The 23,187-nt window shown below is 68.9% G+C and carries 17 protein-coding genes; 5 read left to right on the top strand and 12 right to left on the bottom strand.

Features of this window, described 5'->3' with window-relative positions; translation table 11 throughout:
• Positions 1-11: 11 nt before the first annotated feature.
• The 10 genes from IT361_08240 to IT361_08195 all read right to left on the bottom strand — a co-directional run bounded on the left by IT361_08240 (position 12) and on the right by IT361_08195 (position 13,968).
• Positions 12-515, bottom strand: a complete 504-nt coding sequence (locus IT361_08240) for a DUF3341 domain-containing protein (GenBank protein MCC6317665.1) — start codon at positions 513-515, stop codon at positions 12-14.
• Positions 515-1,957 (bottom strand): polysulfide reductase NrfD, encoded by a 1,443-nt coding sequence (gene nrfD / locus IT361_08235; GenBank protein MCC6317664.1) that lies wholly within the window; start codon positions 1,955-1,957, stop codon positions 515-517. The genes IT361_08240 and nrfD overlap by 1 nt, the downstream gene beginning before the upstream one ends.
• Entirely contained in the window at positions 1,957-5,043 is a 3,087-nt protein-coding gene (locus IT361_08230) for a 4Fe-4S dicluster domain-containing protein (GenBank protein MCC6317663.1), read from the bottom strand. The genes nrfD and IT361_08230 overlap by 1 nt, the downstream gene beginning before the upstream one ends.
• A gap of 75 nt (positions 5,044-5,118) precedes the next feature.
• Positions 5,119-5,760, bottom strand: coding sequence for a cytochrome c3 family protein (locus tag IT361_08225; GenBank protein MCC6317662.1), 642 nt, complete (start codon positions 5,758-5,760; stop codon positions 5,119-5,121).
• Positions 5,761-5,920: 160 nt separating this feature from the next.
• Positions 5,921-6,688, bottom strand: coding sequence for a hypothetical protein (locus IT361_08220; protein ID MCC6317661.1), 768 nt, complete (start codon positions 6,686-6,688; stop codon positions 5,921-5,923).
• 46 nt (positions 6,689-6,734) lie between these two features.
• On the bottom strand, positions 6,735-7,550 hold the full coding sequence (locus tag IT361_08215; protein MCC6317660.1) for an amidohydrolase family protein: 816 nt from the start codon (positions 7,548-7,550) through the stop codon (positions 6,735-6,737).
• Positions 7,547-8,887, bottom strand: coding sequence for an aminotransferase class III-fold pyridoxal phosphate-dependent enzyme (locus IT361_08210; GenBank protein ID MCC6317659.1), 1,341 nt, complete (start codon positions 8,885-8,887; stop codon positions 7,547-7,549). The genes IT361_08215 and IT361_08210 overlap by 4 nt, the downstream gene beginning before the upstream one ends.
• Before the next feature lie 38 nt (positions 8,888-8,925).
• Positions 8,926-9,780: an RNA methyltransferase gene (locus IT361_08205; GenBank protein ID MCC6317658.1), complete on the bottom strand. Its 855-nt coding sequence runs from the start codon at positions 9,778-9,780 to the stop codon at positions 8,926-8,928.
• Positions 9,773-12,517: a heparinase II/III family protein gene (locus IT361_08200; GenBank protein MCC6317657.1), complete on the bottom strand. Its 2,745-nt coding sequence runs from the start codon at positions 12,515-12,517 to the stop codon at positions 9,773-9,775. Before IT361_08200 ends, IT361_08205 begins: the two co-directional genes overlap by 8 nt.
• Complete coding sequence (locus tag IT361_08195) at positions 12,499-13,968, bottom strand: peptide ABC transporter substrate-binding protein (protein ID MCC6317656.1); 1,470 nt, start codon at positions 13,966-13,968, stop codon at positions 12,499-12,501. Before IT361_08195 ends, IT361_08200 begins: the two co-directional genes overlap by 19 nt.
• 129 nt (positions 13,969-14,097) lie before the next feature.
• Between IT361_08195 and IT361_08190 the strand changes: the two genes are divergently transcribed.
• Both IT361_08190 and IT361_08185 read left to right on the top strand, forming a co-directional pair.
• Positions 14,098-15,081: an ABC transporter permease gene (locus tag IT361_08190; GenBank protein MCC6317655.1), complete on the top strand. Its 984-nt coding sequence runs from the start codon at positions 14,098-14,100 to the stop codon at positions 15,079-15,081.
• A complete protein-coding gene (locus tag IT361_08185; protein ID MCC6317654.1) occupies positions 15,078-15,917 on the top strand; it encodes an ABC transporter permease in 840 nt (279 codons plus the stop codon). Before IT361_08190 ends, IT361_08185 begins: the two co-directional genes overlap by 4 nt.
• Here IT361_08185 and IT361_08180 read toward each other — a convergent pair.
• Complete coding sequence (locus IT361_08180) at positions 15,914-18,616, bottom strand: hypothetical protein (GenBank protein ID MCC6317653.1); 2,703 nt, start codon at positions 18,614-18,616, stop codon at positions 15,914-15,916. The two genes, IT361_08185 and IT361_08180, sit on opposite strands and share 4 nt — an antisense overlap.
• A gap of 150 nt (positions 18,617-18,766) precedes the next feature.
• On the opposite strand from IT361_08180, the gene IT361_08175 reads away from it, so the two are divergent.
• Entirely contained in the window at positions 18,767-19,372 is a 606-nt protein-coding gene (locus IT361_08175; protein ID MCC6317652.1) for a superoxide dismutase, read from the top strand.
• 45 nt (positions 19,373-19,417) lie between these two features.
• On the opposite strand, the gene speA is transcribed toward IT361_08175, so the two are convergent.
• A complete protein-coding gene (gene speA, locus IT361_08170; protein ID MCC6317651.1) occupies positions 19,418-21,391 on the bottom strand; it encodes a biosynthetic arginine decarboxylase in 1,974 nt (657 codons plus the stop codon).
• Between the two features lie 142 nt (positions 21,392-21,533).
• Between speA and IT361_08165 the strand changes: the two genes are divergently transcribed.
• Entirely contained in the window at positions 21,534-22,427 is an 894-nt protein-coding gene (locus IT361_08165) for a c-type cytochrome (protein ID MCC6317650.1), read from the top strand.
• A 5-nt stretch (positions 22,428-22,432) separates the two neighbouring features.
• The gene (locus IT361_08160) at positions 22,433-23,104 is read left to right on the top strand and encodes an NAD(P)H-binding protein (GenBank protein MCC6317649.1); all 672 of its coding nucleotides are present in this window, start codon (positions 22,433-22,435) and stop codon (positions 23,102-23,104) included.
• Positions 23,105-23,187: the final 83 nt, after the last annotated feature.

The following is a 23,187-nucleotide window of genomic DNA, read 5'->3' as shown; positions in this document are numbered from 1 at the left end:
GTCCTCTCGTGTCACGACTCACCGCGCACCTCCACGGCCCCGTGCTGCCGCAGCATGGACTCGGCTTCCCGGAGGCGTTCGGGTGCCGCCTCGACGAAGATGCCGAAGTCACCGCTCGTGAATCGGGCATCGAACCCGACGGTCATCGTGATCTTGGGTATGCGCGAGTTGATGAACATGCCGGCCACGGTGGCCAGTGCGCCGATCAGCACCATCAGCTCGAAGGAGATGATCGTGTATGGCACCCAGCTCGCGATCGCCTTGCCACCGACGACCAGGGGCCAGTAGTCGGAGGTCCAGATGGCGACCCAGTAGCCGAACGTCGCGCCAAGGAGCCCGCCGATCAGCGTGAAGCGCCGGACCGGGCTCACCGGCGGGTGGACCGCGTGTTCGATCTCGTGACGCGGCGTGGGCGTGTAAACGGTGAAGTTCGTGAAGTTGGCCTTCTTGAGTGCCTCGATGGCATCACACGTGTCATCGAGGTGGGGGAAGGCAGCGACGAGTCCGCGACGCATCAGTCGAATTCTCCCGGAGTCTCGGTCCCGTAGGTCTTGTGGTGTCCGGCGGCATCGATGCCATGCCCCACGGCGTGCGTGCGCAGCTTGGGTGGCACCACCTCCTTCACCTCGGCGATGGCCACGACCGGCAGCTGACGGATGAAGAGCAGGAACCACATGAAGAACCATCCGAACGACCCGATGAGGATCGAGACGTCGACCCAGCTGGGCAGGTACCCCGACCACTGCCACGGCTCGAACTCGTGCGAGAGCGACGGAACGATGATCACGAACCGCTCATACCACATGCCGAGGTTGATGAAGATCGACAGGATGAAGAGCCACGACGGATTGCGCCGGAGCTTCTGACTGAAGAGCGAGAGCGGGAAGATCACGTTGCACGTCAGCATGATCCACGCAGCCCACCACCACTGCCCGAACACCCGGTTCCAGAAGTAGTCCTGCTCGTACATGTTGCCCGAGTACCAGGCGACCCAGAACTCGATGATGTAGGCGCACCCCACCACCATCGACGTGAACAGGCAGAGCTTCGCCGCCGCGTCCAGGTGGTTGACCGTGACGTAGTGCTGCAGCCGGAAGAACTTCCGGATCGGGATGATGATCGTGAACACCATGCCGATGCCCGAGAAGATCGCACCGGCGACGAAGTAGGGCGGGAAGATCGTCGCGTGCCAGCCGGGCGTGAGCGCCATGGCAAAGTCGAACGACACCACCGAGTGCACCGAGAGCACGAGCGGCGTCGAGAACGCGGCGAGGAACAGGTACATCCGAGTGAAGTGCCGCCACTCGGGCTCGGAGTTGCGCCAGCCCAGCGACATCACGGCCAGGATCCGCTTGCGCACCGGGTTCGTTTCCCGGTCGCGCAGCACGGCGATGTCAGGAATGAGGCCGACGTAGAGGAACGTCGCCGACACCGTCAGGTACGTCGAGATCGCGAACACGTCCCAGACCAGCGGGCTCTTGAAGTTGGGCCAGAGCAGCCGCCAGTTGGGGTACGGCACCAACCAGAAGAACTTCCACGGCCGTCCGATATGGATGATCGGGAAGAGGCCCGCCGTCATGACGGCGAACACGGTCATCGCTTCGGCGCATCGATAAATCGTCGTGCGAAAACCGGCCCGGAACAGATACAGAATCGCGGAAATCAGCGTGCCCGCGTGTCCGATACCGACCCAGAACACGAAGGTGATGATGTACACGCCCCACATCACCGGCGGGTTGTAGCCCGCGTTGCCCAGGCCCCAGTAGATCTGGTAGGTCCAGCTGCCGGCGCCCCACAGGAACAGGAGGATCGCGATGCCAAGCGCCGCGAACCATCCCCTGGACGGCTTGAGCGTCGCCGAGATCTCGCGATCGACCTGCTCGTAATCCCTGACCGCCGGGAGCTGGATGTCGGCCGACGCGATGTTCGGGCGCATCGGCTCAGCAGAGGTGGCCATCAGCGGGCCTCCTGCGGCTGCACCGCGGCGGCTGCGGGCGCCGCGGTCGCGCCGGCTGCCCCCGTATGGTTGACCTTCTTCAAGTAGACCACCGCCGTGTAGGTGTTGAGCTCCTCGAACACGTGGTATCGGCGCGCGTCGCTCGCCGCCGGACGGGCCACCGACCATCGGTCGTCGGCCGCATCACCAAAAACGATCGCGCGCGATGGACACGCCTGCGCGCACGCCGTCGTGAACTCGTCAGGCACCAGCTCCCGGTTCTCGACCTTGGCGCGCGTCTCGGCCTCGCGGATGCGCTGCACGCAGAACGAGCACTTCTCCATCACGCCCTTGCCCCGCACCGTGACATCCGGATTGAGCTGCAGGTGCAGCGGCTCGGGGAATGCGTACTGGCGCCGCTCCTTCTCGCCGTATCCGTGCCAGTTGTAGTAGCGCACCTTGTACGGGCAGCCGTTCGAGCAGTAGCGCGTGCCCACGCAGCGGTTGTACACCTGGACGTTCAGGCCGTCCGGCGCGTGGTACGTCGCATACACCGGACACACCGGCTCGCAAGGCGCGTTGCCGCAGTGCTGGCACATCATCGGGACGAACCGCGCCTCGAACTCGCCGGTCCCGTCCTCACCGCCCTCGAAGTACCGCTCGATGCGAATCCACGCCATCTCGCGACCCTTGAGGATGTTCGCGCCGGGTCGCGTGTCCCACCCGGCACCGTCTGCCGTGTGGAACGGGCGCAGCGAACGACCCTGCCATCGCGCGCCGACCGTCGGAATGTTGTTCTCCGCGTAGCACGCCGTCACACACGCCGAGCATCCGGTGCACTTGGCAAGGTCGATGGTCATCGCCCAGCGCCGTTTGGCCATCCCGCTCCAGTGCTCGGGGTCGTACATCCCCTTGTCCTTCGACGTCGGGTCACCGAGGTCGCCCTGGGCATCGTTCGCCACCGGCGAACGCAGACCCGGCAGGAACTCGTGACTCGCGTCGCCCGGCAGCGCGTGATGCTCGGCTTCGACACCAGCAACGAAGTCGGCGACCGTGATCGCCTGCGCGATGCCTCGGCCGTGTTGTCGCGCGGATCCCTCCAACGTCACGAGCGGCGAATGATCGGCGGCTTTCGCCACGCGCGCCTTGGCCTGCGTGAGCGCGAGACCGCCGCCAGCGTTCAGCGTCGCCCCGAGTGCATCGAGCGCGTTCACGCCGATGCCTTCGGCGTAACGACCGTACTTCGTGTGGCCCTGCCCCAGCGCGATCGCCACCGTGTCCGTGCGAATGCCCAGGTACGGCCAGGCGGGCGCGGTGATGGTGCCCGCGGCCGTCGTCACGGTGACGTGGTCGCCGGCGGCGATGCCGAGTCGCTGCGCCGTGGAGGGGTGGATTTCGACCCACGACTGCCAGACGATCTTGGCCACCGGGTCGGGCAGCTCCTGCAGCCAGGGCTTGTTGGCGCCCTCGCCCGCCCCAAGCACGCTGTGCGGATAGGTGACGAGGAAGAACTCCCCGTCGCCCGCGAGTGTGCCCGCGCTTGACGGGCTCGCGGCCACTGATCGCGCGCCAATGGTGCCGGTCGTGAGCGCTTTCGGCAGCGCCGAGGTCACGTTGGCGGCGCCATAGCGGGCGAGGATCACCTCGCGGTAGTTGCGCTGCGTGTACCGCCCCGCGATCGCCGCGTCGCCGCGCGCAACATCGAGCAGCACGTCAGCGGTGGCCCGCGTCGTGAAGATGCGATCCATCACCGGCTGCTGCAGACCGATGACACCGGGCGCAGCCTGCGCGTCACCCCACGACTCCAGGAAGTGATCGTCCGGGAGCACGAGGTCGCAGAGTTCGCTGGTCTCGTCCGGGTAGCTCGAGAAGGAGACCTTGTACGGCACCTTCGCCATCGCCGCGGCAAACTGCATCGCCTTTGGCGTGTCGTACGCCGGGTTCGCCCCTCGCACGAACAGCAACCGCACCGTGCCGGCATTGGCGTTGTTGGCGACGGTCTGCATGGCCGCCAGTCCCACCGCACCGCCGAACCCGCTGTGGGCGTCGGCCGGCTTGATGGTCACCCCGACGGCGCCAGTCGCCTTGTTGATCGCCGCCACCGTCGTGGCGACCGCCGCCGCGTCGGGCGTGCTGACGCCGGAAACCACAAGGCTCGGGCGCGCGGCCCGAAGCTCGTCGGCCAGCGCCTGCAGCGTCGCCTCGCTCACGCCGCTCGCCTGCGCGGCCGCGGCGACGGTGCCGCCGGATCCCCCAACCGCGGAAAGCAGCGCGCTGGCGATGGCGCCCTCGGAACCCGGTGCGCACGAGATCCACGTGTCGGCGTTCAGACCGGTCAGCGAGCGACGCGCCCCGATGTACACCACGCGCGGCCCATCCTGCAGCTTGCCTCGTGCTTCGCCGAATGACAGCTGCTGCGGGACGCTCGCGCCCCACCCGTCGAGGAAGTCGGCGCCGATCGAGATCACCAGCCTGGCGGCGGCGAAGTCGAGCCTGGGCATGGCCACACCGTACGCCGCCTGGTTCGCCGACTCGTACGCCAGATCCGCGGTGGGATCGTACTGGATGTGAGACTGAAAGCCATACGCCGCGAGCCAGCCATCCAGGAACCCGGCGAACGAGCCGCTGTCCGGGCGATTGATGAAGACCGCGTTCCCCGCTCCCCCTCGGGCCTCACCGAGCTTCTGACGCAGCGTGGTGATCGCCGTATCCCACGTCGTGGGCACGAGCCGGTTGCCCTCGCGCACCATCGGCGTGCGATAGCGATCCGGATTGTAGAGTCCCTGGAGCGATGCCTGCCCCCTGGCACACAGCGCACCCTGGTTCACCGGGTGATCGGGATTGCCCTCCAGCTTGATCGCGCGCCCGTCGCGCACCTCGGCGATCACGCCGCAGGACGTGGCGCACTCGCGGCAGGTCGTGCTGTAGTACGTGGACACGCCGGGCACCGTCTGGTCCGGCGACTCGAGGTAGGGAATCAGCTTCTCGACCTGCTCGTTGGTGCATCCAACAGCGGTCGTTGCCGCGCCAGCGGCCCCGAGCACCTTGAGGAACGTGCGGCGCTTCACGCCGCCGGTCGTTCCGTCAGGTCCCATGGGTTGGCTCATGCAGTAGATCCTCGGTGCGCAGGGAACCCGCGCGCGGCGATGGATGATCCGACGCCGCGCACGAGGTGGGATGAACTAGTAGTGGCAGACCGCGCAATCGTAGCGCGCCTTCTTTGGCGCGACGGCCGCCGCGGCCGTGGCGCCGGCGGTGTCACCCGCGGCCGTGAGTCCCTCGCTCAACTGGTAGCCGTTCACGTGACACGTGAGGCACCAACCCATGTTGAGCGACGCGTTCTGGTAGACCTGCGCCATGTCCTGCACCGCTCCATGGCACGTCTGGCAGGTAACGCCCGCGCTCACGTGGCGAACGTGCGGGAAGCGGACGTATTCCGGGAGCTTGTGGATGCGCACCCAGGGGATCTCCTTCCACTTGGCCGGCTGCCCGATGGGCGCATACTCCTGCAGCGTCTTGATCCCTTCGCTCACCCGTGCGGGCTGGCCATCGCGCGCGGGACGGTTCGGTCCCACCAGGGTATGGCATCCCATGCACGTCCCGACGGCCGGCAACCCGGGATCCGCCGACTTGTTCGCGCTGTAGTGGCAGTACAGGCAGTTCATCCCGACCGTCTTCACATGCACGGGATGCGGAAAGGGGATGGGCTGGACGGGTTGGACGCCTTGCGACGAGGACGCGCCGCTGTAGGCCGAGAGCACGGTCGCCGTCATTGCGATCGCAAAGAAGGCCGGAACCAGTGCCCACTTACTCCTGCTCGTCATCAGGACCTGGGGTGAGGGGAACCCGAGTACAGAACTCCCCTTGTGAACTTATTCACAAGATGGAAATCCGCTGCGGAAAATGTGCTCGGGCCCAAGAGCGCGCAAGAGTAGGCTGCGCCATGAGTTGCGGTTCGCTGCCCACTTCACGATTCCCTGATCCCTACCACGTCGAGGGGTCCGCCAGGCGCGCATCGGCCACGTCCGATTCCAGCAGGTCGAGGTTTGCCGATGGTCCCTGCACCAGTCGCAGGGGCCACATGGTACCGAACAGGAATCGCCCCGCACCAATTGTCCGAAACAGGTGCGACAACTCGTCGACGGGCGGTCCCCAGATCCAGGAGATGTCGTAGAACACGCGGTCGCGCTCTTCCGGCGTCAGCCCCCAGTGAATCTCCTCGATCATCTCGCGGCCCGCGGCCGTGAGGACGACACGCGCACCGGTACGCGCGCGCGCCAGTTCGCGCACATGGGCCGCCGACAGGTCCGGCGCGACGTCCAACGGGTGTCGTTGCCGCTGATCTTCGAAGCGCACCGTCAGCACGAGCGGCAGGTCCTCCGCGGCACAGGCGCTGGCCAGCTCCCGCAACCGTGGATCGCCGGGTCCAAAGCTCCACAGCTGCGGCCAGGCGCGAATGGCCACCGCACCGGCCGCGCGCAGTTCACGCACCCTGGTCATCCAGCGCGGCCAGTCGGGACGCACGATCGGCGCCGCTCGCAGGCGCCCCCGCCCCGCATCCATGGCCTGCAGCAATTCCCGGTTGGCGTGCGCCGGATCGCGATGAAACGCGCCCGGCAGGTGGCCCACCCATGCGGTCTGGACGCCCTCGCGCTCGAGCACGCGCGCCAGCACCGCGGGTTCCGGGTGTGGCACATGGCGGAATGGATGGCCGCCGATGAAGGTGTTGACGTCTACGGTGACGCGTGACAACGCAGGGAGAGGCGCGGGGATCTGGGAACGAGCGAGTGGTGGTCGATCAGAACCGCAGCGAAGGAAAAATGCGGGCGGCGTTGCGCCAGCGGATGTCGGCCATGGCGGCGCCGTCGAGCCCGATGACCTCGAGCGCGCGAAGCTTGGCGAGGCCCGTGCACAGCGTGAGGTCGGCGCCCCACAGCAGGCGTTGTGGCCCGACCGCCTCGAGCGCGTCATCGAGCATGCCGCGATCGATCCCGCTGCCGGAGAGATCGAGGAAGACGTTAGGCACGTCGGCGGCTGCCGCGAAGGTGTGGGCGTAGTCCCCGCCGCCGCCGATATGCGCGAGGATGAACACCACGTGCGGGAACCGGGTCGCGAGCCCCGCGAGATCTGCGCCGTCAGAGATGTCCTGGCCGGGCCAGTGCCGGCGACGATGTTGCCAGATGTGGTGCAGCACCGGAAAGCCGTGCGCGGCGGCGCGCTCGATGATCGGCTCGACGACGGGATCATCACACCGTCGGGCGGCGGCCAGCTTGAGACCGATGGCACCGGCCCCGGCGCAGCGGTCGATCTCCGCGACGGCGAAGTCGGTGTCGTTCGGATTGACGGCGACGTACGATCGGATGCGCCGATCGCCGCGCTGCAACCCCAGCATGGCATCGTTGGCGCTGCGGGTGTCGTCGCGGGACTGGAAATAGGTCGGCGAGGTCGCTCCCCACGTGCCGAGCATCGACGCCACGTGCACCGTGATGCCGAGCCGGTCACCGGCCTCCAGCCGACGCGCGTTGAGGTGGCGCCAATCGCTTCGCCCCGCGCCCTCCTGATAGAAGTGCGCGTGCACGTCGATCAGCGGCCCCTCGCCCGCGAGGGCGTTCACGCGACGTCCTCCAGCACCTCCACCATCGCGGTGGACGCCACACGCTCGATCTCGAGCAGCACCTCATCGGTGTCGTGCGCGAGCGCCGCGTAGTTGTAGGCGCCGCGTTTGAACATGACACCCAGGGCAGCCGCGCGCTCGAGAAAGCGTGTCTCCAGGGCCGGCTCGTCGAATCGCAGGAACCACATGGGGTCGAGCCCGTGGACGCTGACCCCGGCGATGCCGCTCGCCACCACGGCGCGCTCGACACCCAGCCGGATCTGTCTGCCCACCCTGGCGAGCGTCCCACAGACGTCCTCCTCACCGTAGCGATCAAGCACGGCGCCGATCGCCGCGAGCGAGGCGGACTCACCGGCGGCCGTGGACGAGATCCACGTCTGCGTCGCGGCCGCCATGACGTCGCGCCGACCGACCACGGCGGACACGGGCATCCCACACGCCATCGCCTTGCCGAACACCGCCAGGTCAGGCTGGATCGCATGGCCCTGGTGAAAACCGCCGGTCGCCAGTCGGAATCCGGTCTTCATTTCGTCGTACACGAGCACGGCACCCGCCTCGTCGCACCGTTGGCGCGCGCGTGCCAGCCAGGCGTCGTCAGGCAGGCCTTCGACCACCGGCTCGATGACGATGGCGGCGAGATCCGCTCCCGCGGCATCGACCGCGGCATCGAGCGACGCGAGGTCGTTGAAGGGCACACGCGTCACCGTTCGCGCGACCTCCGCGGGAATCCCCTGCCCTGCATTGGACCAGTCGTGCCAACCGAAGTAGCCCGACGCCACCACGTGCGACCTCGACGTCACGGTGCGCGCGATGCGCACCGCCGCGCTCACGCCCTCGGCCCCGCTCTTGAGAAAGCGCACCTGCTCCGCACACGGAATGACCTCGCAGAGCCGCTCGGCGATGTCGACCTCGCTGACGTGCGCGAACGCGGCCACGTGCCCGCTTGCCACGGCGCTGATCACCGCACGCACCACGCCGTCGTCGGCATAGCCCAGGCTCACGGCGCCGAGCGCCATGGTGCAATCGATGAGCGTGCGTTCGGAGGCGGTGGTGACGTGGCAGCCGGAGGCGCGGAGATAATGCGCCGGCCCCTCGGTCGACGCATCGCCGTACAGGGCCGCCGGCCGGCGACTGCCGGTGGACGCGCCACCCGGAATCCAATCCGCCGCACGCGAGCGCCACTCGAGGTCGAGCGCATCGTCGTCAGCAACGGACTCGGGAGCCCCTTCGTCGTACTCCTCGCTCGCACGCTCCTCTTCGGACGTGTCGGTCTCCTCGACGGCCGTCTCGTCAGGCGGGGGCGCGCCCTCTTTGCGGCGGAAGAAATTGAAGGCCATGTCCGTGTGGGTGCGTTGGAGAGAGACCGTGGAGTCGCCTACAAGTTGCCGTGCGGTGTGGAGGTTGGCGATGGGTCGTCCGTGCTCACGAAGTCGTCACCTGCGTCGAATGCGACGGGCTCACCCGGATCGATCGGCGGGAGCCCCGCAATGCCGCGATAGCGATTCATTGCGCGCACGACCTCGATCCACATCGCGCGGGCGAGCATGACCTCGCGCGCGTCGAGCCGGGTGCGTGAGGTCATGGACCGCGCGCTCCTCATGATGTGGGTGCGAAAGCGGGTCTTGAAGAACTCGACCGCTTCGAGCGCGCGCTCCTGGTCTCGATACAGCCGTTCGAGGTCGGCGCTGGTGGCCGGGGGCACGAGGTGCCGATGCGGCTCGACGATCCGCGTGGCGTCGCCGGCGGCGACGTGCAGTTCATAGAGGGCGATGACGACGGCCTGCGCCAGGTTGAGCGAGGCGTGTTCGCTCGTCGGGATCGTGATGGCCACGTGCGCGCGGTCGAGCGCCTCATTGGGCAGCCCGTCGTCCTCCCGACCGAACATGAGCACGACGGTGCCCTGCACCGCCTGCGAGAGCACCATCGGCGCGAGCGACCGCGGCGTCGCGAGTTCCCATTTCACGCGGCGCCGCCGCGCGGAGAACGCGGCCACCAGGACCGCGTCGGACAGCGCCTCATCCAGCGAGTCGACGTCGCGGATCCGTTCGATCACGTCGAGCGTGTCGTGGGCGATGCCTTCCAGTCGATACGGCGTGTAGGGCACCGGCCGCACGAGTGTCAGGTCGCGCACGCCGAAGTTCTTCATCGCCCGAACCGTCGCCGCGATGTTGATCGGGTTCTGCGGCTCGTAGAGGACCACGCGCACGCGATGGAGCAGCGACTCAGGCATCGACGATCTCGAAGGCGAGCATCCGGAGGGGGTCTTCGCGGTCGCCGCGCAGGTACACCCACTCCCCCGTGGCCCCGGTGGCCACGAGCTGACCACGACGGCGCTCGCGATCACGGGAAATCTCGTTGATCACGACGTTCAACATGAAGTGCCGGTCGATGCCCAGGCCCTGCGAACCACGCGGCAGGTGGATGCGCACCCGGTATCCATCGGTCGTTAGGCGCCACTCGGCGCCGATGGCCGGCACGCTGCCACTCACCTGTCGTGCCGCGATGCGGACACCACCGCCCTCCTCCGGGACGAGCAGCCAGCTCGCCTGCGCCTGCGAGTCGGGCAGCGTGAGATAGAGCTGGAGGCCGTCGGAGTTGATATCGGGATCCTCGTTGTCGAGCAGGTTCTCTCGGCGCGGAGGGGCAAACACGGGATCGCGCTTGCGCACCTGCACGTCGATGTCCACCGCCTCACGACCGGCCGCCACGCGCAGCGACGCCTCCGGCGCTCCGGCGGCCGCCCACGGCAGTTCGGATCGCCGATAGTGGCGCTCGGCGAGTTCCATCACGAACGGACGGCCTGCGGCCAGCATGTGGCGCGGCAACGTGCCTACGGCCTCGAGCGCCGCGGGTGAGACCGGACGCGGCGCCGACGCGCGACCGCGCAGCACGATCTCGACGGGCGCCCCCACGCCCTGCGTGCGGACGTGCCACGCGGGGCCGATCGCGCGGTGTGCGTGTCGCTCGCCACCGGCGAGGAGCGAAATCGTCTCGGGCGTGAAGCGCACGGCGCTCACGCTGGCGTCCCAGGCGCACACCATGCGCATGCGCCCTTCGTGTCCTCGCCAGCGCGAAAAGATGAATCGTCGCGGCGGTTCGCCCGGCGGCCCGGGGGCAGTCGCGCGATACCACTCGCAGGCCGCGTCGCTCTGGATCCATCCGCGAATCGACGAGGCTGCGCGCGTGGCCGCGAATGCGTCGAACGACGTGCCTGATGCGCGTTCGACGCCGCGCAGAAACTCGAAGCCGCTGCCCGGCGTGACGGCGATCGTCGACGGCTCCCATCCGGTACCCGGCCCCTCGTCCGGGTCGACGTGCATCGGCAGGTCGAACGTCGTGTCGTCGGCACTCGCCCAGCGCACCTCATCGATCAGGTAGCCGGGCATCACGATGAGCCGTCGTGTCACGCGTGCCCGTCCGGGCACGATCTCGAACTCAGCCTCCACCCATCCGGCATCTCCCTGTTCGTCCCAGGCGCGCAGGACGCCGGCGCCGTACGGCTGCGACGTGCCGTTCATGAGCGGCGCGTTGTGCGCGAGGGTCGAGCGGTACCAGAAGAGCGAGCGATCCACGTACGAACCGGTGCCCACGTCCTCGAGCCAGCGATCGGCACCCGTCACGAGCCACAGGTTGAGCCGATCCGGATGACCATGACCGCCGCCAGGGACTCCATAATCGAGGCCCGCGTACACCTGCCCACCGCGCCGCCGAAAAACCGCAAACCCCTGGTGCGCCAGGTGCACGGAAGCAGGCGTCGGTCGCGCGCGCGGGGCGTCCGGCAGCGTTGGCTGCGCGTGCAGGAGCGACTTCCAGCCCAGCGACGCTCTCGTCAGGCGCGCCGCGGGTGCGTTGCGCTCCGCCTCGGCGGTCGAGCGGGCGCGCTCGGTATCGCCCGGGGCAACGTCGTCGCGGTACAACTCCAGGAGCGCAGCGGAGAGTCGCGGGTCGTCCCGTCGCGCGAGGCCGAGTTCACACGACTCGGCGTAGCGCCACTGGCGCAGTGAGACGCCGTATTGCGAGTCGCGCCGCGCCGGGGACGTGAAGTCCGGCAGCGCGGTGGCAAAAGGGATGGCGAACGCCTCTGCAAAGCGCTCGGCCAACGCCTCAGGCAACGGCTCGCCTCGTCGCTCGGCCATGGTGACACCGTACCACAGGCCGCGATGCGCGAATTGATGATAGTTCTCTCCTTCGTACCAGGCGCCGTCGGCGAGCAGGCCGTCACGCAGGTGCGCCAGCAGACCGGCCTTGCCGTGGATGGCGCGCTCGGCGACGGCGTCATTGGCGAGAAGCGTCGCGATGGCGAGCATGGCGGCATTGTTCCAGACCTGACGATTCGAGGCGCCCTCATCGTATTCGCAGATGAGCGCGAGCGACGGTTCGAGCAGTTCACTGCGCACGGCGGCGCCGAGGGCGCCGGTCGCGCCCGATTGTTCGAGCAGGTCGAGCGCGACCGCCAGCTGCAGGGCCCAGATGCTCTCGAGGTACGTGCTGAAGAACGGCCGCGTGGGGCCAAGCACGTTGTCCTTGTTTGGGTAGTGCAGGTACGCCGACACGCACGCCGAGAGGATGCGTTCGGCGAGGTCGCGGCACGGGGCACTCTCGCGCGTCGCGGCGAGGGCCGCCGCATGCACGCACCGCTCGGCGAGCCAGAGCTGGTAGTTCATTATCCACCAGCGGTAATGGTCATCGCTGGTGAACACGTCGCCACACACCGGGCACGTGTGCGCCCGCGGCGACAGGGGATCGAAGGCGAGCAGGACGCCGTGAACCGGGCAACGTCCGCCCGTTCTCGTCAGGCGGGCCTTCTCCGGTGGCAACACGATGCGGTCCGCCGCGAGCAGCGGAGAGAGGTCCTCCTCGAGGGAGCGCGCGAGACCCGCCAGCGGACCGGCGACCACCTCACGTCGCGCCGCGAGGTCGGCGGGAGAAGCGAGCAGGAAGGTGCCGGTCACCGGGAGAGTGTCCACTGCGAGAGGGTGACCAGCTCTCCACGCAGGTCCATCCGGACGCCCCCGAGTCGGCGCGACATGCCCTGCACCCCACGCGCGTGATAGAGCCACGCAACAGGTGCCTCTCGCGCGAGCCAGCCGTCCACCGCCTGCCAGGCGGCCGCGAGCCCGGCCTCCGTCGGCGCCTCACGCGTGCCGTCGAACAAACTATCCAGCGCCGCGCGATGAAAGCCGGCGTAGTCCAGGGCCCCACCGGCCTGGTCGCCCTCGAACATTGCCGCGAGGTGAGACAGTGACACATCACCGGGAATCCCGGTGACGAGCGCGTCGAACGATTTCTCCGTCGCGCGCGCCATGGCCAAAAAGGCCCCGAGCTCCATTTGCGCGATCCGGACGTCGACGCCCAACGCTCGCAGGTCGGCCTGCACCAGTTGCTCGAGCGCGTTGTCGCCGTTGCCGACGGTGCGCAGCGTGAACGCGAGGCGCGTCCCGCGGCGCGACCGCCAGGCGCCCTGTCTGACCCAGCCCACCGAATCGAGCAGGGCGCCGGGGTCGACCGCGGCGGGCTTCAGCCCGTGAAACGGATGGTCCGGTGGAATGGCGCCGTCCGCGACGACGCCAAACCCGTTGAGCGCCACGTCGACCAGGCGACGCCGGTCGATCGCCGCTCCGATCGCACGTCGGACGCGCGCATCATCGAACGGCGCGCGCGCGGCATTGAACACCAGCGCCGTCGTGAAGGCGACCGGGTACGACACCACCTCCAGTCGCGGATCCTCGGCCACGAGGCCGGCCATGGTCGGCGCGATCCCGGCGAGGTCGAGGTCACCACTCACCAGCCCGGCGAACTTCGTCGTCGGTTCATCGACCACGGCGACCACGAGCCGATGGACATGTGGCGGACCGCCCATGGCTGGTGGAAACGCGCTGTCGGCCACAAAGGTCCAGAATTGTCTGGCGCGACGTTCCACAAAACGGTACGGGCCGTTGCCCATCGGAGCGCGCGCAAACTCGTCGGCACGGAGCCGTGCACGCGGCACCTCGGCGAGGCGGCTGGCGGGCGCAATCGGCAATTCACACAGCACGAGCGGAAAGCGCGCCTGAGGACGCGCGAAGGTGATCGAGACCGAGGTATCGTTATGCACCACCGTCCCCGTCACCTCGCCCAGGTCGCCGCGACGAAAGAAGCCCGTCGCCGGATCACGTGCCGCATCGACGGTGAACGCGACATCGGCGGCCGTGGTGGGCGTGCCGTCGTGCCAGCGCAGGCCGCGCGTGAGCGCCAGCGTGAGGAGCCGACGGTCGGCGCTCCATGACCACGACCGCGCGAAGTAGGGCGACGGCGCCAGCGTGGAGTCGTACCGGGCCAGGGTCACGAACAGCGCGTAGCGCTGCACCTGCCGCGCCAGCGGATGGATGGTGGTGAGCGGGTTTGCCGACTCGAGGTCCGCACCCGATGCGACCACCACGGTCGAGGGCGAGCGACCGCCGCCCGAGCACGCACTCGCGGCGAGCGCACCGGCGACGACGACGCCCCAGCATCGAGCGACCCTCCGCCGCTCGGTTGACGTAGCGCCTCCGCCCCCCATTATGCGCGCGTGCAACGCATCCTGCGCCGCGGCGCCGAGTCGCTCGTGCTCTTCTGGCTCGTCGTTTCGCTCACGTTTCTCCTCACGCGACTGGCCCCTGGTGATCCCACGGACCTGCTCGTCCCACCGACCGCGCGCGCCGAGGACATCGCGCGACTGCGCGCGGCCTACGGGCTCGACGCCGGCCTCGCCGGCCAATATGCACGATGGACGACGCAGGTGCTCTCTGGCGACCTGGGCCTCTCGTTCGCGACGCAGGAGCCGGTGCGCGATGTCATCCGGCGCGCACTGCCGATCACCCTCGCGCTGGGTGTCACGTCCCTTGCGTTGACGTTCCTTCTCGGCGTGAGCGTCGGCCTGTGGCAGGCGCGACGCGCCGACACCACCGCGGACCGTATCGCGACGACGATCAGCATCGCGATCTTTGCGGCGCCCAGCTTCTGGATGGCGCTGGCGCTGGTTGCCCTCTTCACGTCCGGCGCGACGCACTTCGGGTGGCCGGCCTGGCTGCGACTGCCGGCCATGGGCCTGGAGACGCCGGGGAGCGAATGGCGCGGATGGGCGCGGGCGAGCGACATCGCGCGGCACGCCGTGTTGCCGGTGACCGTGCTCACCGCGATCGGCGCCGCGGGACTTGCGCGTTATGCACGCGCGGCCGCGCTGGACCTCCTGGCCAGCGACTGGGTGCGCACGGCGCGCGCCAAGGGACTCGGGGCGAGCGCGGTCATGCGACGACACGTGCTCGCGAATGCACGACCGCCGCTCATCACGCTGCTGGCCCTGTCGCTCCCTGGCACGGTGGCCGGTTCGGTGTTCGTGGAGAGCGTCTTCGCGTGGCCCGGCATGGGGCGTACGATGCTCGCATCCATCGCGGCCCGGGACTACCCGGTGGTCATGGGGGCGGCCCTCGTGTATGCCGCGCTGGTAATTGCGTCCAACTGGCTGGCCGACGTGGCCGTGGCGTGGGCCGACCCGCGCCGGCGCGACGCATGACGCGCGGCGGCCGCCACGCGGTGCTCGCGATAGGCGCGGTGGCACTCGCCGCGGTCTTCGTGCCGCTGCTGGCCGTGAAGGATCCGCTCGCCATCGAAGATGTGCTCGCCACGCGACTCGCGGCGCCCTTCTCCCGGGACGGCGACGGCATCTTTCACGTGCTCGGCACCGACCGGTTTGGCCGCGACCTGTTCGTGCGCACGCTGCTCGCCGCGCGCATCTCGCTGGTCGTCGGTGTGGCGGGGTCGTTGATCGCCACGGGGCTCGGCGTGGCCATCGGCGCGGTGAGCGGCTGGCTGGGCGGTGTCGTCGACCGACTGCTCATGAGTCTCGCGGACGCGCTGCTCGCGATCCCGCGCCTGGTGCTGCTGTTGTTGTGCGTCGCCCTGTGGGCGCCGGGCCTTGGCACCGTGATCGTCGTGCTGTCGGTCACCGGCTGGATGTCGGTCGCGCGACTCGTCCGCGCCGACGTCCAGGGGCTCTGCTCGGCGGGCTTCGTCGACGCGTCGCGCACGCTCGGCGCGCCGGGCCTTCGCACGCTGCTCCGGCACGTGGTGCCCAACGCGACCAGTGGTGCGATGGTCGCCGCGACGCTTGGCGTGGGGAACGCGATCCTGCTGGAGAGCGGGCTCGCTTTCCTGGGGCTCGGCGTGCAGCCGCCGACCCCCAGTTGGGGCAACATGATCGCGGGCGGGCGCGACCTCATCGTCACGGCGCCCTGGGTCGCCCTCGCACCGGGTCTCGCCCTCATCGTGACCGTGTTGCTCTGCACCGTGATCGGCGACGGCCTGCGCAGCCGCGCCGGCGTCCCTCGCTCACTCGGCGATCGTACCTAGGCGTCGCGTGCCGAGCGCCCGGCGCGCAGGCGGATCGTCGACGTGGCGTGTGGCGCGACCAGGAACGCGACAATGCCGTCGCGGACTTCCAACGCGCCAAGCGGCGTCTCGTCGAGCCGCGCGACCCACGCGCATTCGAGACCTGCGAGCCGCCAGGATCCCGCGGCCCACCCGCCGCCAACGTTCGTGCAGCGCACGACGAGATCGGCGCCGTCTTCGGACCGCTTGCACGCCCCGAATGCCAGATCGTCACCGAGGAGCGTCAGCCCGACCGCGTCACCCGACGCTCCGGGCACGGTCGTGCGACCACGCGCGGGCACGAGCACGTCGTCGCACGCCCGTTCGATGGCGCCCAACGTGGCGGGCGTGGCCAGGCCATGCGGCAGGATCGCCAGCTGCGCCTCCCAGTCACGCACACACTGACCGAGCGGCGTCGGCGAGGGCCAGCCCGCATGACCCGGGCGCTCGGGCAGGTCGTTCCGACTCAGCTCACCGACCGCCCGGACGAGGGTGATCGCGATCTCGCCGTCGCCGGACGCTTCGTATTCCGCGAGTCCGTCCGAGATCACGGTGAATCCTCGTGATACGTCAAAGACCGACACCGCGCGCTGCAGCGGCGACGTACCCGGCAGCAGCTCGACGTCTCCCGCCAGCGACATGGTGCGCAACGACGAGCGCTCGACCGCGCCGAAGGCGGCGTCCGCACGATGTACGGCGGAGCGTGCGCCCGTCCGGACCACGGCCCGCAGACGCTGATCCTCGTGCGCGTTGGCGCCACTCACGAGGATCCGGAACCACGGCGCGCCGGCATCCAGCTGAACACGCACCACCACACGATGGCTCCCCTCGGGTCGCGAGCGGCCCACGCCGGTCGCATCGTCGAGCTGCCTGGCGGCCACCGGCACGACGACGTTCAGCCGGAGCTCGCCGCGCAACGGACCTCGCAGGGTGACCTTCCCGGACCGGGGGACGGCGCGGCGGAGCGTGCTGGGAATCGCCGAGTGTGTGTACAGATCGCCGCGATCGCCAACGGTCTCAAAGGCCAGAAGATCTTCCCAGGTTTCGTCGCCCCGCGCACAACAGAGTCCGCGATGGGTGTCCCACCACACGCGGACCCGACCGTTGTCCAGCGCGGTCCCCTCGACGCGCACTGGTCTCGGGGGACGGGCGCGGCCGCGCCGATCGACGATCGGGATGACGCGCGTGCCGAGTGGCGGCAGGTCATCGACCCACACCAGGGCGCGCTCGCGTTGCACGATCGCGGTGCGCGGGTAGTGGTGCGGTGCGTCGTGGCGCGCAAATCCACGGACGCCGCCAAGGCGCTGCATGGGGAGCGACGGCGCCCCGATCGACCACGGCGGAACCGCGCGCGGCTCCGGCGTCTGGTCGGCCGACCCGGGCCCCACGGCGACGATGGCGAGGGGAATGTCGACTTCGACCTCGACCACGCCACAGCGAGACCACGGGACGGGATTCGTGATCAGCACCGCGCGTGCATTGCCGCTGAACGCCGCGCGATCCCGGTCTCCGTCGCGACCGGCGCAGGCAGCCACCGCACGGTCGCGAAGGGTGACGGCGCCCGCGGCCGCGCGGGCGATGCGATCGTCCATGGCGTGCGCCACCTCGTCGATCGCGCTCCCGCAAAGCGTGTCGTGCGGGTGGGAGGTGAGCGTCAGGCGCCACAGCGCGTGCTCGGCGCATTGCAGATCGAGGCCCGTACGCCACCAGGCCAGCGCGGTCCACGGCTCCACCTCGCGGACCAGCAGGCGCTCGAGACCGGCGTTGGCCCGCTTCTGGTGGGCGCGCGAACCAAAGGTTCCTTGCAGGGACCACGCGAACGACGGCGATCCACGCAGCTCGCCGGTCACCACCGGCAGTGCCACACGCGCGCCGAGCAACTGCCGCACCTCGGCAAATCCCCACAAGGTGGATTCGTCGATGAGATCCCCGATCTCCGCGCGGCCGGCATCGAGGGCGGCGGACAGGTCCCTTTGCATGGCGTGGTGGTCCGCCCCATTGAGCAGGAGCGAAGCCGGCAGCGTGGCGCGCGCATGCAGGGTGCGCCAGAGTGCCGGCCATCGGAGTGCCGCCTCCCCCGGATCCACGGGCAGGTTCGATCCTTCCTCGTAGCCCGACGGCGACAGGTGAAAGAGCTGCACCTCTTCGCCCGCCATCGAACGCCAGCGAGCCGAGTCACCGGCGGGCCAGCCTCTCCCACCGTAGCCACGCCACACGATGGCCAGCGGCAGAGCAAAGCCCGCCGCGAGCGTGGGTCCGGCGGCGGGGTGACCGAACGAATCCGGGCAGTAGAGCACCGGTGGTGCTTTTGCCCCCGCCGCGCCTAACGTGCGGCGGCCGGCAAGGAGGTTGCGGACCAGCGCCTCGCCCGACGGAATCAGATTGTCGGCCAGGACATACCACGGTCCGGCCTCGAGCGACCCGCGCGCCAGCCGGCGGTGCAACGGGTCGGTCGCCTCGGGCTTCCAGGACAGATAGTCGTCGACGAGGATGGCCTGGCCGTCCAGCAGGAACGGGCGATCGCGGGCCAGCACGTCATCGATGAGTTCGATGAGCCCGATGCGAAAGGACTCCGCGGTGCGATACCACTCGCGATCCCAGTGCGTATGGCTCACCACGTGCAGCCGAGTGCCCTCGGTATAGCTGATGACGCGATCGCGCGCGGCGAGGTTCCGGCTCATGGCCGCCGAGATTAGGCCGTCCGCCGGAGGGACGCAACCGGGCGCGACGTGTGGGGCGTTCCCACGTCCGCGTCCCCTGTGTAACGTGCGGGTGATCCGGTTTGCACGTTTGTTGTCGACGCGATTCCTCGACCCACCACGGAACACGACATGCCGCACACCCTTGCCGCCCTGCCCTACGCCTTCGAAGCGCTCGAGCCCCACATCGACGCGCAGACCATGCAGATCCATCACGGAAAGCATCACCAGGCCTACGTGAACAACCTCAACGGCGCGCTGGACAAGCACTCGGCCCTGCACGCGCGCACCCTTGACGGGTTGCTGGCCGACCTCGCGTCCGTTCCCGACGACATCCGCGGAGCGGTGCGCAACAACGGCGGCGGCCACTGGAACCACACGTTCTTCTGGGGCATCATGGGCGCCCCGGCAGGCGCCGAGCCCACGGGCCGACTCGCGGACGCGATCAACAAGGCGTTCGGCTCGTTCGGCGCTTTCAAGGAGAAGTTCGCGGCCGCCGGCGTCGGCCGGTTCGGCTCGGGCTGGGCGTGGCTGGTGAACGATGGCGGTGCGTTGAGCATCACCTCGACGCCCAACCAGGACAACCCGATCATGGACGGCAAGTCCGCGGGCCAGATCCTGCTCGGCATCGACGTGTGGGAGCACGCGTATTACCTGAAGTACCAGAACCGTCGTCCCGATTACATCGCCGCGTGGTGGAACGTCGTGAACTGGAACGCGGTCGCTGCCCGTTTCTAGGATTCCGGCGGGGCCGCGGTCATGCGCGCGACATGACCCGGCCCGCTACCGCGCCGCCTCGCCCTCGAGGTAGGTGTATCCCTCGAGCCCGGCCACGTACTCCGCGATATAGGTGTTGGCTTCCTGACGTGAGAGCTCGCGGGCATTGGCGACCTTGCGCCGGAAGGTCGCGAGCAGGTCGGAGGCGCTGAACTGCACGTAGTTCAGCACCTCCGTCACCGTGTCACCGTGCACGAGGTGCGTGAGCTCGTAGCCGGCATCGGTGAGGCGCACGTGCACGGCGTTGGTGTCGCCGAACAGGTTGTGGAGGTCGCCCAGGATCTCCTGGTACGCGCCCGTGAGGAAGATGCCGAGGATGTAGTCCTCGCCGTCGCGGAACGGATGCAGTTCGAGGTTGGGCTTCCCGTCCTTGCCGCCGACGAAGCGATCGATCTTGCCGTCGGAGTCGCAGGACATGTCCTGCAGCGTACCGCGGCGGTCGGGCTTCTCGTTCAGCCGATGGATCGGCATGATCGGGAACAGCTGGTCGATCGCCCAACTGTCCGGCAGCGACTGGAACAGGGAGAAGTTGCAGAAGTAGCGGTCGCAGAGCGTGGCCTCGACGTCCTTCACGATCTCCTCGTACCCGGTCCGGCTCTCGGCCACGATGTGCGCGATGCGATTCATCGTCGCCATGTACATCGTCTCGGCAGTGGCACGGTCGCGAAGCGACAGCACGCCGCTGTTGAACAGCTGCTGCGCGCGATCCTTGTCGAACGACGCGTCGTGGTAGATCTCGATGACCTTGCGCTTGGGCAGCTTCTTTCGGGATAGCGCACGATAGTCCTCGGCCATTTCGTGGAGGAGGACGTGGTCGCTGGGCTGCAACGTGGGCTCGACGTGGTCGGCCTGCGACTCGACGTCGATGACGCGCAGAAGCAGCAGGGCGTGATGCGCGGTGAGGGCACGCCCCGACTCGCTGATGAGGTGCGGCATCGGGATCCGGCTATCGCGACACGCCTCGGCCAGGGCGTAGACCACGTCGCTCGCGTACTCCTGCAACGTATAGTTGACGCTCGCCTGGTTCGTGGAGTTGGTGCCGTCGTAGTCCACGCCCAGCCCTCCGCCCACATCCACGTGCGTGATGTTCACGCCCATCCGGTGCAGCTCGAGGTAGAAGCGGGAAATCTCCTGCAGCCCCGTCTTGATGTAGCGGATGTCGGTGATCTGGCTGCCGAGGTGGAAGTGCACGAGCTTGAGGATGTCGATGCGGCCCAGGTCCTGGAGCCGGTCGATGAGCTTCATCAGTTCGGCGGTATTCAGGCCGAACTTGGACTTCTCGCCGCCGCTCTGGGCCCACCGCCCCGCACCCTCGGCGGCGAGCTTGATGCGCACGCCGGCGTTGGGGACCACCCCGAGGTCGTCGGCCGCGGCGAGCAGCACTTCGAGCTCCGACAGCTGCTCCACCACGATGAACACCTGGTGGCCGAGCTTCTGCCCCATCAGGGCGAGGCGCATGAACTCCTCGTCCTTGTAGCCGTTGCACACGATGATGTGCTCGGTCGAATCGGCCAGACCGAGCACGGCCTGGAGTTCCGGCTTGGACCCCGCTTCGAGTCCGACGCCGTGCTTGCGCCCGAACGCGACGATTTCCTCGACGACGTGGCGCTGCTGGTTCACCTTGATCGGGTAGACCGAGGTGTAGCCGCCGGTGTAGTCCCACTCCTTGATCGCCGCCTGAAAGCCCTCGCTCAGCGTCTCGATCCGCTTGCGCAGGATGTCGGAGAAGCGGAAGAGCACGGGCAGCTGGATGCCCTGGGCCTCGAGGTCGACCGCCAGTTCGTAGAGGTCCACCGTCCGCGTCGGCATCTCGGGATCCGGACGGACGATGACGCGGCCCTGCGCGTTCACGTCGAAGAAGCCGCCGCCCCATCCATCGACGTTGTAGAGCGCCTTGGCATCGTCGACCGACCACCTGGGCGCGACATGGGTTTCATCGGCGCCGCTGGGTGCCGGCGCGGCGGGGCGAGTGCTGGTCATGGCGCCAAAAAGTAGGGCATGGCGGGGGGGCGCGGTACCGTCCGGCGGTCGGGAGGTCGCCCCATCGGATGGCGCACTCGTCGCGCGGGAATCCAGCGCGCAGGGTTCTCCGTAGTGCACCGATCCCTCCTCCACACCCTCCATGCGCATCGTCAAGCGGCTCCTCGCTGGTCTCGTTGGCATCGTCGCGCTTCTGCTCGTTCTGGTGTACGGGGTCTCATCCTGGAAGATGAGCCGCACCATGTCCGTGTCGGACAGCGTCCCGGTCTTCACCCACGACTCGGCGACGATCGCGCGCGGCGCGTACCTCGTCCGGGCGATCACCAAGTGCGGCGAGTGCCACGGCGCCGACCTGGGCGGCAAGCTGTTCATCGACGGCGGCCCGCTCGGCACCTTCCACGCGCCGAACCTAACGAGTGGCCAGGGCGGGCTCGGGAAAGTCCTCTCCGACACCGCGATCGTCGTGGCGATCCGGCACGGCCTCAACCCGACCGGCCACAAGCTCCAGTGGATGCCGTCGCTCGACTGGGTGCAGCTGGCCGACGAAGACGCCGCCGCCATCGTCGCGTACCTCCGCAGCGTGCCCCCGATCGACCGACCTTCGGAGCCATCGTCCGTCGGGCCGCTGGGCCGCGCCCTGTACCTCGCCGGGGTTCTCCCCCTTTTCGACGCGGAAGCCATCGAGCACGACGGCATCCAGCGCTCGCGGCCACCCAACGGCGTCACGGTGGAGTACGGCCGCTACCTCGCCAACATCGGCGGGTGCACCGGGTGTCACGGGCCGACGCTGTCGGGTGGGCCCCTGCCCGGCGCGCCACCCGAGTTCAAGCCGGCGGCGAACCTCACGCCGGAGGGCATCGGGCACTACACGGAGTCGGACTTCTTCCGCGCGCTCCGCGAGGGGCGACGCCCGAACGGCACGCCGATCGACACGCTGATGCCGGTCACCGCGACCCGTCAGATGACCGACGACGACATCCGCGCCGTCTTTGCCTTCCTCCGCACCGTGCCGCCGAAACCGTTCGGCAACCGTTAGGCACCGTGAGGCAGATCTTCGTCACCGGGGGCACGGGGTACATCGGTCGCCGCGCGATCGAGGCCCTGCTTGCCCGCGGGCACACCGTGCGCGCGCTCTGCCGCGAGGCCGCAGTGTCTCGACTCCCCGCCGGGGCGATCCCGGTGGTCGGCGATGCGCTCTCGGGGGCTACCTTTGGCGACGCCGTCCACGCCGGCGACACGTTCATTCAGCTCGTCGGCACGCCGCACCCGGGGCCGTCCAGGGCCGCGGAGTTCGAACGGGTGGACCTCGTGTCGGCACGCGAGTCGGTGCGTGTTGCCGTCGCGCGTGGTGTGCACCACTTCATCTATCTGAGCGTGGCGCAGCCGGCTCCGATCATGCGCGCGTATGTCGACGTGCGTCGCCGCGGCGAGGCGACGCTCGCGACGAGTGGCCTTCGCTACACCGCGCTCCGCCCGTGGTACGTGCTCGGCCCTGGCCACCGCTGGCCCTGGCTGCTCCTGCCCCTCTACGCGCTCTGGGAGCGGATGCCGTCCACACGGGACACCGCACGGAGGCTCGGCCTGGTGACACTCGAGCAGATGGTGGCCGCCATGGTTCGTGCCGTGGAACACCCGCCAACATCGCTCGCACGCATCGTCGACGTTCCAGGGATCCGGAACGCGGCATCAGGCGCGCCGTGGCCTGACGATTGAGCCACGGCGCGCGGGGTGCTGACCCCGCACTGGGGACGCGCCTGTCCGGACGGCACCGGGGAGGCCTGATGGAGCGCGTCCTC

It is taken from the genome of Gemmatimonadaceae bacterium (assembly GCA_020846935.1).
Classification (GTDB): Bacteria; Gemmatimonadota; Gemmatimonadetes; order Gemmatimonadales; family Gemmatimonadaceae; genus RBC101.
Note: the sequence above shows the minus strand (reverse complement) of the source record. Positions and strands in the feature narration are given on the sequence as shown.

What these genes read in the sequence shown, in the direction of transcription:
- IT361_08165 (MCC6317650.1), top strand. Translation starts at nt 21,534, where the DNA reads ATGCGCATCGTCAAGCGGCTCCTCGCTGGTCTCGTTGGCATCGTCGCG.
- IT361_08175 (MCC6317652.1), top strand. Translation starts at nt 18,767, where the DNA reads ATGCCGCACACCCTTGCCGCCCTGCCCTACGCCTTCGAAGCGCTCGAG.
- IT361_08240 (MCC6317665.1), bottom strand. Translation starts at nt 515, where the DNA reads ATGCGTCGCGGACTCGTCGCTGCCTTCCCCCACCTCGATGACACGTGT.
- IT361_08180 (MCC6317653.1), bottom strand. Translation starts at nt 18,616, where the DNA reads ATGAGCCGGAACCTCGCCGCGCGCGATCGCGTCATCAGCTATACCGAG.
- IT361_08230 (MCC6317663.1), bottom strand. Translation starts at nt 5,043, where the DNA reads ATGAGCCAACCCATGGGACCTGACGGAACGACCGGCGGCGTGAAGCGC.
- IT361_08185 (MCC6317654.1), top strand. Translation starts at nt 15,078, where the DNA reads ATGACGCGCGGCGGCCGCCACGCGGTGCTCGCGATAGGCGCGGTGGCA.
- IT361_08205 (MCC6317658.1), bottom strand. Translation starts at nt 9,780, where the DNA reads ATGCCTGAGTCGCTGCTCCATCGCGTGCGCGTGGTCCTCTACGAGCCG.
- IT361_08225 (MCC6317662.1), bottom strand. Translation starts at nt 5,760, where the DNA reads ATGACGAGCAGGAGTAAGTGGGCACTGGTTCCGGCCTTCTTTGCGATC.
- nrfD (MCC6317664.1), bottom strand. Translation starts at nt 1,957, where the DNA reads ATGGCCACCTCTGCTGAGCCGATGCGCCCGAACATCGCGTCGGCCGAC.
- IT361_08210 (MCC6317659.1), bottom strand. Translation starts at nt 8,887, where the DNA reads ATGGCCTTCAATTTCTTCCGCCGCAAAGAGGGCGCGCCCCCGCCTGAC.
- speA (MCC6317651.1), bottom strand. Translation starts at nt 21,391, where the DNA reads ATGACCAGCACTCGCCCCGCCGCGCCGGCACCCAGCGGCGCCGATGAA.